17 protein-coding genes are annotated in these 14,919 nt (G+C 67.6%); 8 read left to right on the top strand and 9 right to left on the bottom strand.

Annotated features, from left to right (window positions below; translation table 11 throughout):
- Positions 1 to 134 precede the first annotated feature (134 nt).
- Positions 135 to 1,112 (bottom strand): magnesium/cobalt transporter CorA, encoded by a 978-nt coding sequence (gene corA / locus DID96_RS28075; RefSeq protein WP_124602499.1) that lies wholly within the window; start codon positions 1,110 to 1,112, stop codon positions 135 to 137.
- Positions 1,113 to 1,329: 217 nt separating this feature from the next.
- Between corA and cydX the strand changes: the two genes are divergently transcribed.
- A complete protein-coding gene (cydX, locus tag DID96_RS28070; protein ID WP_124602496.1) occupies positions 1,330 to 1,476 on the top strand; it encodes a cytochrome bd-I oxidase subunit CydX in 147 nt (48 codons plus the stop codon).
- A complete protein-coding gene (locus DID96_RS28065) occupies positions 1,473 to 2,087 on the top strand; it encodes an ATP-binding protein (protein WP_124602495.1) in 615 nt (204 codons plus the stop codon). The genes cydX and DID96_RS28065 overlap by 4 nt, the downstream gene beginning before the upstream one ends.
- A 121-nt stretch (positions 2,088 to 2,208) precedes the next feature.
- Here DID96_RS28065 and DID96_RS28060 read toward each other — a convergent pair whose 3' ends face one another.
- Positions 2,209 to 3,309 carry a saccharopine dehydrogenase family protein gene (locus DID96_RS28060; RefSeq protein ID WP_124602494.1) on the bottom strand — a complete coding sequence of 367 codons (1,101 nt, stop codon included), beginning with the start codon at positions 3,307 to 3,309 and terminating at the stop codon, positions 2,209 to 2,211.
- Between the two features lie 260 nt (positions 3,310 to 3,569).
- On the opposite strand from DID96_RS28060, the gene DID96_RS28055 reads away from it, so the two are divergent.
- From DID96_RS28055 to DID96_RS28040, 4 genes are all read left to right on the top strand, one after another.
- Positions 3,570 to 4,352, top strand: coding sequence for a hypothetical protein (locus DID96_RS28055; RefSeq protein ID WP_124602493.1), 783 nt, complete (start codon positions 3,570 to 3,572; stop codon positions 4,350 to 4,352).
- Between the two features lie 60 nt (positions 4,353 to 4,412).
- Entirely contained in the window at positions 4,413 to 4,853 is a 441-nt protein-coding gene (locus DID96_RS28050) for a hypothetical protein (RefSeq protein WP_124602492.1), read from the top strand.
- A 148-nt stretch (positions 4,854 to 5,001) separates the two neighbouring features.
- The gene (locus tag DID96_RS28045; RefSeq protein ID WP_124602491.1) at positions 5,002 to 5,667 is read left to right on the top strand and encodes a response regulator transcription factor; all 666 of its coding nucleotides are present in this window, start codon (positions 5,002 to 5,004) and stop codon (positions 5,665 to 5,667) included.
- Positions 5,643 to 7,007, top strand: coding sequence for a HAMP domain-containing sensor histidine kinase (locus DID96_RS28040; RefSeq protein ID WP_124602490.1), 1,365 nt, complete (start codon positions 5,643 to 5,645; stop codon positions 7,005 to 7,007). Before DID96_RS28045 ends, DID96_RS28040 begins: the two co-directional genes overlap by 25 nt.
- 9 nt (positions 7,008 to 7,016) lie before the next feature.
- Here DID96_RS28040 and DID96_RS28035 read toward each other — a convergent pair whose 3' ends face one another.
- Entirely contained in the window at positions 7,017 to 7,481 is a 465-nt protein-coding gene (locus DID96_RS28035) for an Lrp/AsnC family transcriptional regulator (RefSeq protein WP_124602489.1), read from the bottom strand.
- Positions 7,482 to 7,732: 251 nt separating this feature from the next.
- Between DID96_RS28035 and DID96_RS28030 the strand changes: the two genes are divergently transcribed.
- Positions 7,733 to 8,263 carry a Spy/CpxP family protein refolding chaperone gene (locus tag DID96_RS28030; RefSeq protein ID WP_124602488.1) on the top strand — a complete coding sequence of 177 codons (531 nt, stop codon included), beginning with the start codon at positions 7,733 to 7,735 and terminating at the stop codon, positions 8,261 to 8,263.
- Positions 8,264 to 8,389: 126 nt separating this feature from the next.
- Positions 8,390 to 8,824 carry a PGDYG domain-containing protein gene (locus tag DID96_RS28025; protein WP_124602487.1) on the top strand — a complete coding sequence of 145 codons (435 nt, stop codon included), beginning with the start codon at positions 8,390 to 8,392 and terminating at the stop codon, positions 8,822 to 8,824.
- Between the two features lie 34 nt (positions 8,825 to 8,858).
- Here DID96_RS28025 and DID96_RS28020 read toward each other — a convergent pair whose 3' ends face one another.
- The 6 genes from DID96_RS28020 to DID96_RS27995 form a co-directional block, all read right to left on the bottom strand.
- On the bottom strand, positions 8,859 to 9,221 hold the full coding sequence (locus DID96_RS28020; RefSeq protein WP_124602486.1) for a DUF3022 domain-containing protein: 363 nt from the start codon (positions 9,219 to 9,221) through the stop codon (positions 8,859 to 8,861).
- A 13-nt stretch (positions 9,222 to 9,234) separates the two neighbouring features.
- The gene (locus tag DID96_RS28015) at positions 9,235 to 10,023 is read right to left on the bottom strand and encodes a YhfC family intramembrane metalloprotease (RefSeq protein ID WP_124602485.1); all 789 of its coding nucleotides are present in this window, start codon (positions 10,021 to 10,023) and stop codon (positions 9,235 to 9,237) included.
- Between the two features lie 53 nt (positions 10,024 to 10,076).
- Positions 10,077 to 11,120, bottom strand: a complete 1,044-nt coding sequence (locus tag DID96_RS28010) for a LacI family DNA-binding transcriptional regulator (RefSeq protein ID WP_124602484.1) — start codon at positions 11,118 to 11,120, stop codon at positions 10,077 to 10,079.
- Between the two features lie 365 nt (positions 11,121 to 11,485).
- A complete protein-coding gene (locus tag DID96_RS28005; protein WP_124602483.1) occupies positions 11,486 to 12,460 on the bottom strand; it encodes an NAD(P)-dependent oxidoreductase in 975 nt (324 codons plus the stop codon).
- 4 nt (positions 12,461 to 12,464) lie between these two features.
- Complete coding sequence (locus DID96_RS28000; RefSeq protein ID WP_124602482.1) at positions 12,465 to 13,745, bottom strand: MFS transporter; 1,281 nt, start codon at positions 13,743 to 13,745, stop codon at positions 12,465 to 12,467.
- A gap of 131 nt (positions 13,746 to 13,876) precedes the next feature.
- On the bottom strand, positions 13,877 to 14,869 hold the full coding sequence (locus tag DID96_RS27995) for a sugar kinase (RefSeq protein WP_124602481.1): 993 nt from the start codon (positions 14,867 to 14,869) through the stop codon (positions 13,877 to 13,879).
- Positions 14,870 to 14,919: the final 50 nt, after the last annotated feature.

Here is a 14,919-nt window from a genome sequence, read left to right as displayed (position 1 = left end):
GTCGTATCCTGTCCACGGAGGGCTGTGTCAGGCGTATTCATATGCGTGCTCCTTCGGAGAAAACGAGTGTGCAACTCCGTTTTACTCCAGTCGGGCTTCTGTCACTGCCCTCCCACATAGCATCTAGGCGCCGGCTACAGCCACCCTGCCCGCCTGAAGCGCCACCACAGCGCGACGTCGGCCACGAGCATCACGCCGAGACAGCCGTAGAAGCCGTACTTCAGGTGCAGCTCGGGCATGTTCGCGAAGTTCATCCCGTAGATGCCGGCGATCATCGTCGGAATCGCGAACAACGCGGCGAACGACCCGAGGCGCTTGGTCACCTCGCTCTCCGCGAGCGAGATCATCCCGAGATTGACCTGGATCGCAGTCACGACCATCTCGCGCCGCCCCTCGATCGTCTTCACGATCCGCTGCAGGTGGTCGTACACGTCACGGAAGTAATGCTCCATCCCGCTGCAGACCTGCGGAATGCGTCCGCCCGTCAGCTTCGCGAGCGGTTCGACGAGCGGCGCCGTGTGCTGGTGCAGCAGCACGAGCCGGCGCTTCAGCGAATACAGATCCTCGATGATCGCGCGCGATGCCGCGGGCGTCGCCTTCACGAAGATGCGGTCCTCGAGTTCCTCGAGCTCCGCGCCGAGTGCTTCGAGCGTCGGGAAATAGCGGTCGACGACCTGGTCCATCAGCGCATAGAACACGAACGCCGAGCCCTCCTGCAGCAGATGCGGCTCGCGTTCGCAGCGCGCGCGCACCGCGCGGAAATCCTGCTCGGTGTGATTGCGCACCGACAGCACATAGTTCGGGCCGACGAACACGTTCAGTTCGCCGACCTTGAATTCGCCTTCCCCGTCGAGTTCGACCGTGTGCAGCACCGCGAACAGCGAGTCGCCGTACTCCTCGATCTTCGGGCGCTGGTGCCCCTTGCACGCGTCCTCGAGCGCGAGCTCGTGCAAGCCGAACTCGTCGCCCATCAGCTCGAGCTCGTCCGGCGTCGGGTCCTTCAGCGCGACCCACACGAAGCACTCGGGCTTCGATACGTAGTCGCTGATGGCGTCGATGTCGATATCGGCCAGCTTGCGGCCGTCCTGGTATGCAGCGCAGTTGATCAGCATGGTGTCCGTCATGTTGCGATGTTGCGGATTCATCCGCCAGTTTACCGGTTTGTCGCAGGTCCGGCCCCGCCCCGCCCCGGCTTGCGCGCCACGCCGATATTGGTCATGATCGGATTGCGTGCGCCGCAGCACGCTGCGACACATGCTTGCCCACGCCCGCCCGCGGCCCGTCCGCGCGGCATGATCGTCACGGCCTCATCGTCAAGGAGACAGACCTATGTGGTATTTCTCGTGGATACTCGGCATCGGCGTTGCGCTCGGTTTCGGCATCATCAACGCGATGTGGCTGGAGGCGGAAGTCTTCCCGCTCGACGCGAAGCGCGACGACGCACACCGGGCGAGATCGGAGGGTACGCGTTCGTGACGCATCTGGTGTTTTTCTGCGGCCACGCCGGTACCGGCAAGACCACGCTCGCGAAGCGGCTCATCGGGCCGCTGATGCGTGCCACCGGCGAGGCCTTCTGCCTGCTCGACAAGGACACGCTGTACGGCCGCTACAGTTCGGCCGCGATGGGCGCCCTCACCCAGGATCCGAACGACCGCGACAGCCCGCTCTACCTGAAGCACCTGCGCGATCCCGAATATCAAGGCCTGCTCGACACCGCGCGCGAAAACCTCGCGCTCGGCATCAGCGCGATCGTCGTCGGACCGCTGTCGCGCGAAGTGCGCGACCGGCGCATCTTCGACCGCGCGTGGCTCGGCATCGCACCCGACGTCACGCTGACGGTCGTCTGGGTCCACACGTCGGAACACGTCGCACACCAGCGGATCGTCACGCGCGGCAACCCGAACGACGCGTACAAGCTCACGCACTGGGACGAATACCGGCAGCGCCGCTTCGTGCCGACCGGCAACGAATGCGAAGGCCTCGTGATGTTCGACAACACCGCGCCGGCCGACGCCGACATCGAGGCGCTGCTGCGCCACATCGTGCCGCCGCCGCAAGCGCCGATCGTTCCGCCGCTTCCTGCTTGAACCACCTGAGGCACCTGAGCCGCCTGCACCACCCGACGCCGGAAAGAAACAACGCCGGGCGGCGTCGTGCGCCCCCGGCGTTGCATTGACCCTCGTGCCTGGCTGTGTCGTGTAATGTGTATCAGGCCACCGCGTGCACGCGCTCCAGCGTGCCGCCGTCGTACAGCTTGCCGAAGCGGTTCTCGAGGAATGCCTTCAGCGATACGCGCTCCTGCGGAATGAAGCCGTGTTGCGGCAGCTTCTTCTCGCGGAACAGGTCGAGCACCGCGCACATCGCGCCTGCGGTCGTGATCTGGATCGCGCTCATCGGCATTCCGCACACTTCCTTCGCGAAGATCTTGCGCGTGAACACGTCCTGCACGAGCTGGCCGTCCTTCACGCCCGTCACGGTGACGAACACCAGCACGACGTCCTGCTTCGTCGACGGCACCGCACGGCGCATGATCGACTTCAGCGTGTCGCGGTCGGTCGACAGGCGCAGGTCCTCGAGCAGGAACTGCACGAGCTCGCGGTGGCCCGGGTAGCGCACCGACTTGTAGTCGAGCGTCTCGACCTTGCCCGACAGCGTCTCGCACAACGTGCCGAGGCCGCCCGACGTGTTGAAGGCTTCGTATTCGGTGCCGTCGAGCGAGAAGTGCTCGAGGCCTTCGAGCGGCTGCACCCATTGCTTGCGGCCGTCACGGATTGCTTCGCACGGCTGGCAGTATTCGTTGATCAGGCCGTCGACGCTCCACGTCAGGTTGTACTTCAGCGCATTCGTCGGGTACTCGGGCAGCGCACCGACGCGCATCTTCACGTCACGCACTTCGGTGAAGCCGTTCACGAGCTCGTGCGCGGCGATGCCGATGAAGCCCGGCGCGAGGCCGCACTGCGGCATGAACGCGCGGTCGGAGCCGTCTGCGAGTTCGCGGATCGCGTGCGTCGCGCGCACGTCTTCGGTCAGGTCGAAGTAATGGACGTTCGCGGCCTTCGCGGCGGCGGCAACGTTCACGGCGAGGTAGTACGGCAGCGCATTGATCAGCGCATCGAAACCCTTCACTGCTTCGCGGATCGCGGCGGCATCGGCCGAATCGACGCGCTGCGTCGCAATGCCTTCGCGCGACAGCTTGGCGAGCGCGTCCGCGTCGCGGTCGAAGGCGACCACTTCGTAGTCGCCGGTTTCACGCAGCATGTGAGCAATGGTGTGGCCGATCAGACCTGCGCCGACGATGGCGATTTTCATGCGCTTATCTCCTGAATGATGGGTTGGTGTTGTGTACGGCGTCGAGCCATGTACACAGTGTAGGGACGCGCAAAATCAGTTCCAAGACGAATAATGATGCGAAATGACCTATAGTTTCGACGTTATGACCACACATTTCGTCGAATCGTCGAAACGTGCCGTTTTACCGCCGGCGGCCGCGCTATGGGTGGCCTAAGTTTCCCGCTGCAGACTGCTTGCCGATCACCCCGACATCACCCGACTTCCGAGGAGCCACCGGCATGCAATCCCCATCCGTCATTCGCTCGTCGCACTGGCTGAACAAGGTGCCCGACGTCACGCTGTCGTTCTGGATCATCAAGATCATGTCGACCACGGTCGGCGAAACCGGCGCGGACTTTCTCGCGGTCAACGCGGGCCTCGGCCAGGTTGTCACGCGCATCGCGATGGCATCGCTGCTTGCGATCGCGCTGGCGCTGCAATTGCGCGCACGCCGCTATACGCCGTGGATCTACTGGCTCACGGTCGTCCTCGTCAGCATCGTCGGCACGCAGATCACCGACCTGCTCACCGACGGGCTGAACGTCAGCCTCTATGTCAGCACCGCCGCGTTCGCGGTTGCGCTCGCCGCGATCTTCTTCGTCTGGCATCGGGTCGAGGGCACGCTGTCGATCGACACGATCGTCACGCCGCGCCGCGAGCTGTTCTACTGGGCGGCGATCCTCTGCACGTTCGCGCTCGGCACCGCGGCGGGCGATCTCGCGACCGAAGCGCTCGGCCTCGGCTTCTCGGTCGGCGCGCTGTGCTTCGGCTCGCTGACCGCGGCCGTGTTCGTCATGTGGCGGCTCGGCGCGAATGCCGTGCTCGCGTTCTGGATCGCATACATCCTCACGCGGCCCTTCGGTGCGTCGCTCGGCGACCTGCTCACGCAGGCCCGCACCTATGGCGGGCTCGGCATCGGCGCCGCGTGGACGAGCCTGCTGTTCCTGACCGTGATCGTGCTGCTCGTCGCCGCCGCGCAACTCGCGAGCGGCCAGCGCACAGCTGCCGACGTCGCCAAGTAAATCCCATTCAAATCCCGTTCAACTCCCATCCATTTCCGTTCATCGAATCGAGGACACACCATGCGCATTCCGGATTCCGTTTCCCGTCTCGCCATCGCCGCAGTCACGGTTGCCGCGCTGGGCATCGCCGCCGGCTGTTCGAAGCATCAGGACGCGAATGCATCGAGCGCGGCACCCGCGCCGGCCGCGTCGTCATCCGCCTCGACCGGGACGACGAAGCTCGGCGACCTGTCGCAGTTCCGCACGATCGCCGCCGACGTGAACACGCTCGTCGGCAAGGGCGACCTGCCCGGCGCGAAGACCCGCATCAAGGATCTCGAGATCGCGTGGGATTCCGCGGAGGCCGGCCTGAAGCCGCGCGCGGCCGACGACTGGCACGTGGTCGACAAGGCGATCGACCGCGCGCTCGCGGCACTGCGCGCCGATCATCCGACCCAGGCCGATTCGGCCGCCGCGATGAAGGATCTGCTCGGGGCGTTCGACCGCTTCGGCGGCAAGTAAGCAGGGGCAAGCAAGCGGCGGCAAACAAGCACGCCGCCACCCGACCAGCCCCACCCGGCCGCGCACCGCACGTAACGCACGCACCGCACGTGACGCGCGGCCGGGAATCGCATACGCTGGCGGCGATCGCACGAAGCGGAGAGGACGCATGCGAATACTGCTGGTCGAAGACGACCCGATGATCGGCGACGCGGTCCACGCCGCGCTGAAGGACGCGTCCTACGCGACCGACTGGGTCACCGACGGCGCACGCGCGTTGACCGCGTTCGCCGCGCAGCATTACGACCTGATCCTGCTCGACCTTGGCCTGCCGGGCCGCGACGGCCTCGACGTGCTGGCCGGCATCCGCGCGCAGGACCGCACCGTGCCGCTGCTCGTCGTCACCGCGCGCGACGGTCTCGACGACCGCCTGCGTGGCCTCGACAGCGGCGCCGACGACTACGTCGTCAAACCGTTCGAGATGGCCGAACTGCTCGCGCGAATCCGCGTCGCGATCCGGCGCCAGGCCGGCTCGGCCGCGCCGCTGCTGAGCAACGGCATCGTGTCGCTCGACCCGGCCACGCGCGAAGCGGCCGTCGACGGACAGGCGCCCGTCCAGCTGTCGAATCGCGAGTTCTCGCTGCTGCGCGCGCTGCTGGTGCGTCCCGGCGCGATCCTGTCGCGGCGCGAACTCGAAGACCGCCTGTACGGGTGGGGAGAAGAAGTCGAAAGCAACGCGGTCGAATTCCTGATCCATTCGCTGCGCCGCAAGCTCGGCAGCACCGTGATCAAGAACGTCAGGGGGGTCGGATGGATGGTTTCAAGAAGCGCCTGAGCGAGTCGATTCAGGCCCGCCTGTCATTTGCGCTGTCGGTCGCGATCCTCGTCGTCGCGACGGTCGCTGCCGCGTTTGCGTTTGCGTCCGCGTTCGACGAAGCGCACGAATTGCAGGACGACGTGCTGCGCGAGGTCGCGACGCTGCTCGATCGCCAGGACATCCACTCCCCCCGTTCACCCCGCTCCACCGGTGCCGAGCATGCGCGCGAAAGCGACGAGGTGTCGCGCGTGATCGTGCAGCCGCTCACCGGCGACACGCTGCCCGCCGCCGCAGGCGAGCCGCGGCTCGCGTTGCCGGCGACGCTCGCCGACGGATTGCATACCGTCGATGCCGGCGGCAAGCCCTATCGCGTGATGGTCCGCACGCTCGCGAACGGCGAACGCCTCGCCGTCGCGCAGGCGGCCGGCATGCGCGACGACGTTGCGCGCGAGAGCGCGTGGCGCACCGCGCTGCCGCTTCTGATCCTCGTGCCGATCCTGCTTCTGCTGGTCGCCGATCTCGTGCGCAAGCTGTTTCGCCCGATCGCATCGCTGTCGGCCGGCATCGATGCGCGCGACGAGCACGACCTGCGTCCGGTGCCGGCCGGACACGTGCCGGTCGAGGTGCGGCCGTTCGTCATCGCGATCAACCGGATGCTCGCGCGCGTCGCACAGTCGGTCGACGCACAGCGCCGCTTCGTCGCCGACGCCGCGCACGAGTTGCGCTCGCCGCTCACCGCGATGTCGCTGCAGGCCGAGCGGCTCGCCGACACGGACTTGCCGGCCGACGCGCGCACACGGCTCACGACGCTGCGCGGCGGGCTCGACCGCAGCCGCAACCTGATCGAGCAACTGCTTGCGCTCGCGCGGGCGCAGAGCGCGCCGGCGGCCGCGCATGGCGCCGTGTCCGTGCATGCGGTCTATCGCCGCGTGCTGGAAGACCTGCTTCCGCTTGCCGAAGCGAAGGCGCTCGACATCGGCGTAGAGGACGGCCCCGACACGCAGGTGTGCGTCGACGAAACCGGGCTCGCGTCGCTGGTCAAGAATCTCGTCGACAACGCGATCCGCTATACGCCGCACGGCGGCCGCGTCGACCTGTCGACCCATGCGGCCGCATCGCACGTGTGCGTGATGATCGCCGACACTGGGCCAGGCATTGCGCCGCGCGAACGCGAGCGCGTGTTCGATCCGTTCTATCGGGTGCCCGGCAACGAGCAGATCGGCTCGGGGCTCGGCCTGTCGATCGTGAAGACGATCGCCGACCGGATGGGCGCCGAAGTCACGCTCGCCTATGCGGACGAACCGCTTCGCCGGGGGTTGCGCGTGATGTTGAGGATTCCGTCAGGCCACGCACGCTGAGCGCGTGCGTCAGCCGCCGATCGTCCCGCGATCGATCTTGCGCGCTAGGATGATCGACGTCGTCGTGCGCTCGACACCTTCGAGCGCGCCGATCTGGTCGAGCAGGTCGTTCAGCCGTTCCGGCGAATCGGCGCGCAGCCACGCGACGTAGTCGTACTCGCCGCTCACCGCGCAGAGCAACTGCACTTCGGGCATCCGGTCGAGCTTTCTCAGCACGTCCTTGCCATATTTCGGCGCGAGGATGATGCCGACGTATGCGTAGATGCTCGCATCGAGCACGTCCTGCCCGAGCCGCACGCTGTAGCCGGCAATCACGTTGGTCCGCTCGAGACGCGCGATACGCGCGATCACCGTCGTGCGTGCGACGTCGAGCTGGCGCGCGAGATCCGCGACGCTGGCGCGCGCATTGGCTTGCAGCAGCGCGACGAGTTGGCGGTCGAGCTCGTCGAGCTGGTCGAGTCGGGGTGGACGCATGAGGCTTGAGACGCGGGAGCGGAATTGAACGTGACGCGATGATAGCGCCGATCGCGCGCGCCCCCAAACGCCAGGCCCGACGATGCAGACAAATGTATCCGCATCGATTTCGATTCGTATCGGTTGTAAGCAAGTGTCGTATTCGATGCCGCGCAGCGCGCAGCATGCTACTAATACGCTGCGACGCGAGTCGTGCGTGCGCCGCAGAAGCGCCCGCACCCGCTCGTACGACATCACCCCGGAGAGCCACCATGAAGAAAATTTCGCTCACCCTCGCTGCGCTCGCGTTTGCGGCCAGCGCATTCGCGCAAACGCAACCGCAAGCGCAGCCGCAGACGTCCGCGCAGCCGGCCGCTGCCACGGCGTCGGCGCCGAGCGCCGCGCAACGCGCGGCCGGCCACGAAGCACGGATCGAGGAACGCATCACGTACCTGCACAACCAGCTGAAGATCACGCCGGCGCAGGAGCCGCAATGGAAGACGTTCGCCGACACGATGCGCGAGAACGGCGAAACGATGGGCCGCCTGTATCACGCACGGATGGAAAGCCACAGCGCGTCCGCGATCGACGACATGAAGCAGTACGCAGAACTCGCGCAGGCCAACGCGGACGGCGCGAAGAAGCTCGCCGACGCCTTCGGGCCGCTCTACGCGAGCTTCCCGGCCGACCAGAAGGCCATCGCCGACACGACATTCCGCAGCTGGATGCATCATGACGGCGAACGGCGCGGCAAGGGCAAGGCCGCGGCCGGCGCTGCAGCCAGCGCACCCGCGAAGCCCTGACGCGTGACGCGCTGCCGCCCCGCCCTCGCGGCACCGGGCGGCAGCGCGATGCCCCGGCGAACGGCACCGGTTTCACAGCGCGCCACTTTCGGGATAAGCTCCACGCTTTTCCCGCACTTCCTCGCCATGCTCGAACTCAAGCAACCCGATCTCAGCACCGACCCGCAGGCCCGGCGCGTCGTCAAGGACGAGACCGTCACGGTCGCCTTCGCGGCCGCGGACGGCGAACTGATGAGCCTCGAAGGCCCGAACCGCTATGTCGCCGGCGACGCGCTGATCACCGGCTCGACCGGCGACCGCTGGGTCGTGTCGCGCGCGCGCTTCGACGCCAAGTATCTGCCCGCCGATCCGGCGCTTGCGCACGGCGAACCGGGCGCATACCGGAACCGTCCTGCCGTGGTGCTCGCGAAGCGGATGGACGAACCGTTCTCGATCGCGCGCTCCGAAAACGGCGACACGCTGCGCGGCGCCGCGGGCGACTGGGTGATGCAGTACGCACCCGGCGATTACGGCGTCGTGCAGGCGCAGCGTTTCGCGCAGGTCTACCGCGACGCGGGCTGACCGGCCGCCCCGCCGACAGCGCCGACGGCCCCACTCACGCGAAGTCGTCGGCGAGCGTGAGTTCCTCTTCGCGCGGCACCGCTTCGCCCGCCGCATGACGCTCCTCGAGTGAGCCGAGCGTCGCTTCCACATACGCATGCAGCACCGCATGGCTGCGCGCGCGCTGCATCGGCTTCATCGCGAGATAGCGCGCGAACGCGGCGGGCGCGATGCGCACGTCGAGCGTCATGCGTTTCGGCGTCGCGCCGAAACGCATCGCGACCCAGAGCACCGACAGGAACCGGCCGCGTTCGTCACTGCTTTCGACGAAACGGGTCTGCTCCGGAAACAGGTCGCAGATCACGCGTGCGAGCGCGTCGAATTCGGCGCTCGCGCATTCGATCAGATAGTCTTCCATTTCTTGCCTCCCGTCAGGCTGCCGCGCGCGCCGGGCGGCACGTCTTCACCAGTACGCCAATGAGCGCCGCGGCCAGCACGAAATACACGGCCTCGACCCACGCGGCAGACAGCATGCGGAGCTGATACAGCATCGCCGGCACGTCGGCGAGCGCGTGCAGCACGATCGCGAGCGGCAGCATGCGGAGCCGGCCGGCGCGCACGCCGCGCCACATCAGCACCGACAATGCGACCTGCAGCACGAACGCTGCGCAGCGCTCGAGCAGCAGCAGTGCGATCGACGGCACCGACAGCGTCGCCAGCATCACGTGGAGGCGCAGCACGGTCTCGCCCGGCAGGCCCGCGAGCTGGGCGTCGAGTTGCCCCCGGTTCGCGAGCCACGCGAGATACACCCACTGCCCCCACACGAGCACGCCGACGAACCACGCTTCCACACCGCCGTGACCGATCCCGTAGCCGATTGCACGGCCATCGCCGGCCGTCACGCCGTAGCGGCGATTCAGGAAGCGCATCCCGAGATAGCGGCCGACCTCCTCGAACACGCCGGCCGCAAGCGCACCGTAAGCAACGAACACCACCGGCTGCGTCAGCCAGCCGCCTTCGGACGCGTGGCTCAGCACGACGCCGTGCAGCGCGCGCTCGACGATCATCGCGAACAGCGTGAACACCGCGACGCCGACGATCGTGTCGCGCCGGTCGAGCGACAGCGGCTTGCGTAGCCAACGGAAGAGAACGAGCGGCAGCAGTGCGATGATCAGCGTGGCGGCAATCAGCACCGCCAGCGTGACGGGAGCGACAGTCATGTATTTCCTTGTTCGGGGCAGCGCACTGGCGCGCTGCGTGCCCCGAATGATACTCAGCTTGCGGTCGACGCGCGCGCGATCAGCTCGCCGGGCAGCATCGCGACGCGCACGTCGCCCGCCGCGCCGTCGATCCGCGCGTGGACGAATTCGACCGCCTGGTAACCGATTTCGTAGGTCGGCTGGCGAATCGTCGTGATGCCGATCAGCTCCGCCCACTCCGGATCGTCGATCGACACGAGCGCCGCGTGCTGCTGCCACGCCGCACCGAAACGCGCACGCAGGTGCCGTGCGATCGCGAGCGCGACCGGCGCGTTCGCGGCGAACAATGCCGCGCGCGTGCCGCGCTGCGTGGCGGCATCGACACGCGCGTCGAGTTCCGCGAGCGCGGCCGCGGTCGCGTCCGGCGCGTTCAGGTCGAGCACGACGGTCGCCGATGCGTTCCGGCCACGCGCCGCGAGCGCCGCATGAAACGCCGCCTCGCGCAAGCGCCGCGAGCTGACGTGCGCGTAGGGCTGCACGACGAAATGGATTGCGTCGAAGCCACGCTCGACCAGGTGGGCGACAACCATCTCGACCGCATCGGCATTGTCGAGGCCGATCAGGTCGGCTTCGAAGCCCTCGACCGTGCGGTCGACGAGCACCGCCGGAATCCCGCCGCCGCGCAGCGGACGCAGCACGTCCTCCTCGGCGCCGAGCGCGTTGACGATCAGGCCTTCGACCCGGTACGTGGTGAGCAGCTGCAGGAAGCGGCGCTCCATCTCGACTTCGTTCGCCGCGTGACAGATGAGCGGCATGTAGCCGAGCGCATGGCACGCGGCCTCGACGCCCTGCAGCACTTCGACGGTATACGGATTGGTCAGGTCGGCCGCGAGCATGCCGAGCAGCCGGTTGCGGCCGCGCTTCAGGCCGCGCGCCATCTGGTTCGGCCGGTAGTTCAGGCGCGCGATCGCCGCTTCGATACGCTGGCGCAGATCGGCGGACAGCACGCGCGTCTCGCCGTTCAGATAGCGCGACACGCTGGTCTTGCCGGTGCCGGCCTCGCGCGCAACGTCGCTGATCGTCGCGGGACGCGCCGTGGAGGATTGCGATTCGGTCACTGTCGTGCCTCGCGACATGCGGCCCGCGCCGCTTCGTGAGCGGACGAACCTTTGTTGTTGGTCAAGGAAGCCAACGGGCGGTCTCTCCTGTCGACCAGATGTCGACGGGACTTGGCGCTTCGGCGCTCAGTCCTGTCCCATGCAAAGCGGTTGACGCTTCAGCGCCTCCCCCTGGTTCCACGCAAAGCGGTCGACCAGAGGAGCCACATCGGAACCGGCGGCAGCGGTGCCCCAGGCTTCGATGCGACGAGCGGGCGATCATAACGCAGCCTGCGGTCCGGCACCAAGACCATCGATTCTAACGGCCCCCGAATCCGTTCGCGGCGCCCGTCGCTGCCCTCCCTGCCCGGCCACGGGCGGTCCGCTCAGCCCGCGCGCGCCGACGCCAGCACGTCCGGATTCACGAGATTCCCGCGCAGCGTGCCGGCCAGCGCGCCGACCAGGTTCTCGGCGGCGCAGCGCGCCATCGCGTGCCGCGTCTCGTGCGTCGCGGAACCGATATGCGGCAGCGCGACCACGTTCTTCATCTGCAACAGCGGCGAATCGGCCGCGAGCGGCTCCTTTTCGAACACGTCGAGGCCCGCGCCGCGGATCGTGCCTGCGCGCAGCGCGTCGATCAGCGCAGCCTCGTCGACGACCGGCCCGCGCGACGCGTTGATCAGGATCGCGCCGCGCTTCATCTTCGCGAGTTCGGTCGCGCCGATCAGGTGGCGCGTCTCGTCAGACAGCGGCACCTGCAGGCACACGAAATCGGATTTGGCGAGCAGTTCGTCGAGCGTCACGCGGCGGGCGCCGTATTGCGCTTGCGCGTCCGCGTGCACGCTGCGGTTCGCGTACAGCACCTGCATCCGGAAGCCGAGCGCCGCGCGGCGCGCGACCGCCGCACCGATCCGCCCGAGCCCGACGATGCCGATCGTCTTGCCCTGCACGTCGGTGCCGTACAGGTCCGGCCCGATGCTGCGGTGCCAGTGGCCTGCCTTCACCCATTCCGCCAGCTCGACCACGCGCCGCGCGGACGCGAGGATCAGCGAGAACACGGTGTCGGCGGTCGACTCGGTCAGCACGTCCGGCGTGTGCGCGAGCACGATGCCGCGCCGGGTCAGGTCCGCGACGTCGAAGTTGTCGTAGCCGACCGAGATCGTCGACCACGCCTTCAGCCGCGGCGCGCGGTCGAGCATCGCCGGCGGGATCCTGACGCTCGCGCCGATCGCGCCGTCGGCGTGCTCGAGCGCGTCCGCGAGCGCCTCGGCGCCGTCGGCCTGGACGACGTCGGCGTGCTCGCGCAGGTACGCGAGGACGTCGTCGGGCAACGGCTTGTAGGCGACGATACGAGGCTTCATCGTTTTATTTTCCTTGCAGCGGCGCGGCGAGCGGATGCGCATCGCGCGCCTGGGGTTTGACGGACAGCGTGAGGATCACCGCGACGACGAGCGCCGCGCTCATGAACGCATACGATGCAACGGGCGAGCCGGTCGCGCCGTTCAGGTAGCCGACGAAATACGAGCCGACGAACGAGCCGAGCGCGCCCATGCTGTTGATCAGCGCCATCGCGCCGCCCGCGACGTTCTTCGGCAGCAGCTCCGGCACGATCGCGAAGAACGGGCCATACGGCGCGTACATCGCGGCGCCCGCGACGACGAGCAGCGCATACGAGATCCAGAAGTGCGTCGAGCCGAGCGCGTACGACGCGGCGAACGCGGCCGCGCCGACCAGCAGGAACGGCCACACGAAGCCGCGCCGCGAGCCGAGCCTGTCGGACGCCCACGACGCCACGAGCATCGCGATCGTCGCCGCGAGGTACGGCAGCGCGGACAGCCAGCCGGTCGCGACCATCCCGAGCGCGGAACCGTTCTTGACGATCGACGGCAACCACAGCACGAAGCCGTACACGCCGATGCTCCAGCAGAAATACTGCGCGCACAGCTTGATGACGGCCGGCGAGCGGAATGCCTCGCCGTAGTTGCGCATCGGCTTGATCGCCGCCTGCTCGGCCACGAGCGCGGCGTCGAGGTCGCGCTTTTCCTGGTCGGTGAGCCAGCTCGACTGCGCGGGCTTGTCCTGCACGAGGAACCACCAGCACACGGCCCAGACGATCGCCGGCACGCCTTCGGCGATGAACATGTGGCGCCAGCCGAATTCATGAACGAGATAGCCCGACACGACCGACATCCACAGCACCGTGACCGGGTTGCCGAGGATCAGGAACGTGTTCGCGCGCGAGCGCTCGCTCTTCGTGAACCAGTTGCTGATGTAGATCAGCATCGCCGGCATCACGGCCGCCTCGACGACACCGAGCACGAACCGAATCGCCATCAGCGACGGGATGTTGCTGACGACGCCCGTGAGCGCCGCGCACGCGCCCCACAGCACGAGGCTCCAGAACACGAGCGTCTTGACGCTGCGGCGCTCCGCGTAGATCGCGCCGGGAATCTGGAAGAAGAAGTAGCCGAGGAAGAACAGCGCGCCGATCAGCGACGACAGGCCCTTGCCGATCCCGAGATCCTGGTTGATGCCGGCCGCCGCTGCGAACCCGTAGTTCGCGCGGTCGAGATAGGCGAGGCTGTACGTGATGAAGACGATCGGCATGATCGTCCACCAGCGTCGCGGGGAGAGAATGGCTGCCATATTAGTGTCTCCTGTGTTGACCGGATGTCGACCTGACCTGGCGCGTTGGCGCTTGCTCCGGTCCCATGCAAGGCTGTGCGAATGCACGATAAGGGGAAAAGGAGTCCGCGGATTGTGCCGTGTCCGGCCTCTCATTGCGCGGCGAAGGCTTCCTCTACGCGATCGGACGGATTGCTGACGTTTTCGAGCCGGTCGAGCTGCGCGCGGGTCGGCAGCCCTTCCGAGTCGCCGATCACCTGGATCGCGAGCGCGCCGATCCGGTTGCCGCGCGCGACCGCCTGCTCGACGGCCCGGCCTTCCAGCAGCGCGCTGACCACGCCCACCGCAAAGCCGTCGCCGGCGCCGACCGTGTCGACCACGTTCTCGACGCGCTCGCCCGCCACCGTGCCTGCGTGGCCGTCGGCGGTCATGAAGTACGCGCCGTCCGCGCCGAGCTTGATCACGACGCCGCGCGCGCCCTGGTCGAGGTAGAAGCGCGCGATATCGGCAGGCGCATCGTGTCCGGTCAGCTGCCGGCCTTCGGCGAGGCCCGGCAGCACCCAGTCGGCGAGCGCCGCAAGCGCGTTCAGCGTCTTCGCCATCACGTCGGCCGACGGCCACAGCGTCGGGCGCAGGTTCGGATCGAACGAAATCGTCTTGCCGGCCGCGCGCATCTCGCGGGCCAGATGAAACGCCAGCTCGCACGACGACGCCGAGATCGCCGGCGCGACGCCTGTCAGGTGCAGGTGGCGCGCGCCGAGCACGTAGTCGGCCACATAGTCGTCGCACGACAGGTGGCTCGCCGCCGAGCCCTTGCGGAAATATTCGACGGTCGGATCGCTGCCGTCGTCGTTGCGCGACTTCAGCTGGAAGCCGGTCGGATAGCGCGGGTCGACCGCGACGCACGACGCGTCGATGCCTTCGCGCTCGAGCGTGTCGAGCACGTAGCCGCCGAACGAATCGCGGCCGACGCGGCTCATGTAGCCGACGCGAAAGCCGAGACGGGACAGACCGATCGCGACGTTCAGGTCGGCGCCCGCGATCCGCTTCGTGAATTGCGATGCCAGCGCGAGGTGGCCCGGTTCGGCGGCGACGAACATCGCCATTGCTTCGCCGTAGGTGACGACATCGATTTGCTTGTGCATGTGTGGAATTCCTCCGGATCCTGCGCGCTGTCCTTGGCGCTTTCGTTCAC

It is taken from the genome of Burkholderia sp. Bp8963 (assembly GCF_003854275.1).
In the GTDB taxonomy this organism is placed as follows: Bacteria; Pseudomonadota; Gammaproteobacteria; order Burkholderiales; family Burkholderiaceae; genus Burkholderia.
Note: the sequence above shows the minus strand (reverse complement) of the source record. Positions and strands in the feature narration are given on the sequence as shown.

Excerpts from the sequence above, each read along its gene's own strand:
- cydX (WP_124602496.1), top strand. The coding sequence starts at position 1,330 with ATGTGGTATTTCTCGTGGATACTCGGCATCGGCGTTGCGCTCGGTTTC.
- DID96_RS28025 (WP_124602487.1), top strand. The coding sequence starts at position 8,390 with ATGCTCGAACTCAAGCAACCCGATCTCAGCACCGACCCGCAGGCCCGG.
- DID96_RS28055 (WP_124602493.1), top strand. The coding sequence starts at position 3,570 with ATGCAATCCCCATCCGTCATTCGCTCGTCGCACTGGCTGAACAAGGTG.
- DID96_RS28000 (WP_124602482.1), bottom strand. The coding sequence starts at position 13,745 with ATGGCAGCCATTCTCTCCCCGCGACGCTGGTGGACGATCATGCCGATC.
- DID96_RS28045 (WP_124602491.1), top strand. The coding sequence starts at position 5,002 with ATGCGAATACTGCTGGTCGAAGACGACCCGATGATCGGCGACGCGGTC.
- DID96_RS28035 (WP_124602489.1), bottom strand. The coding sequence starts at position 7,481 with ATGCGTCCACCCCGACTCGACCAGCTCGACGAGCTCGACCGCCAACTC.
- DID96_RS28060 (WP_124602494.1), bottom strand. The coding sequence starts at position 3,309 with ATGAAAATCGCCATCGTCGGCGCAGGTCTGATCGGCCACACCATTGCT.
- DID96_RS28050 (WP_124602492.1), top strand. The coding sequence starts at position 4,413 with ATGCGCATTCCGGATTCCGTTTCCCGTCTCGCCATCGCCGCAGTCACG.
- DID96_RS28040 (WP_124602490.1), top strand. The coding sequence starts at position 5,643 with ATGGATGGTTTCAAGAAGCGCCTGAGCGAGTCGATTCAGGCCCGCCTG.
- DID96_RS27995 (WP_124602481.1), bottom strand. The coding sequence starts at position 14,869 with ATGCACAAGCAAATCGATGTCGTCACCTACGGCGAAGCAATGGCGATG.
- DID96_RS28030 (WP_124602488.1), top strand. The coding sequence starts at position 7,733 with ATGAAGAAAATTTCGCTCACCCTCGCTGCGCTCGCGTTTGCGGCCAGC.
- DID96_RS28020 (WP_124602486.1), bottom strand. The coding sequence starts at position 9,221 with ATGGAAGACTATCTGATCGAATGCGCGAGCGCCGAATTCGACGCGCTC.
- DID96_RS28005 (WP_124602483.1), bottom strand. The coding sequence starts at position 12,460 with ATGAAGCCTCGTATCGTCGCCTACAAGCCGTTGCCCGACGACGTCCTC.
- DID96_RS28015 (WP_124602485.1), bottom strand. The coding sequence starts at position 10,023 with ATGACTGTCGCTCCCGTCACGCTGGCGGTGCTGATTGCCGCCACGCTG.
- corA (WP_124602499.1), bottom strand. The coding sequence starts at position 1,112 with ATGCTGATCAACTGCGCTGCATACCAGGACGGCCGCAAGCTGGCCGAT.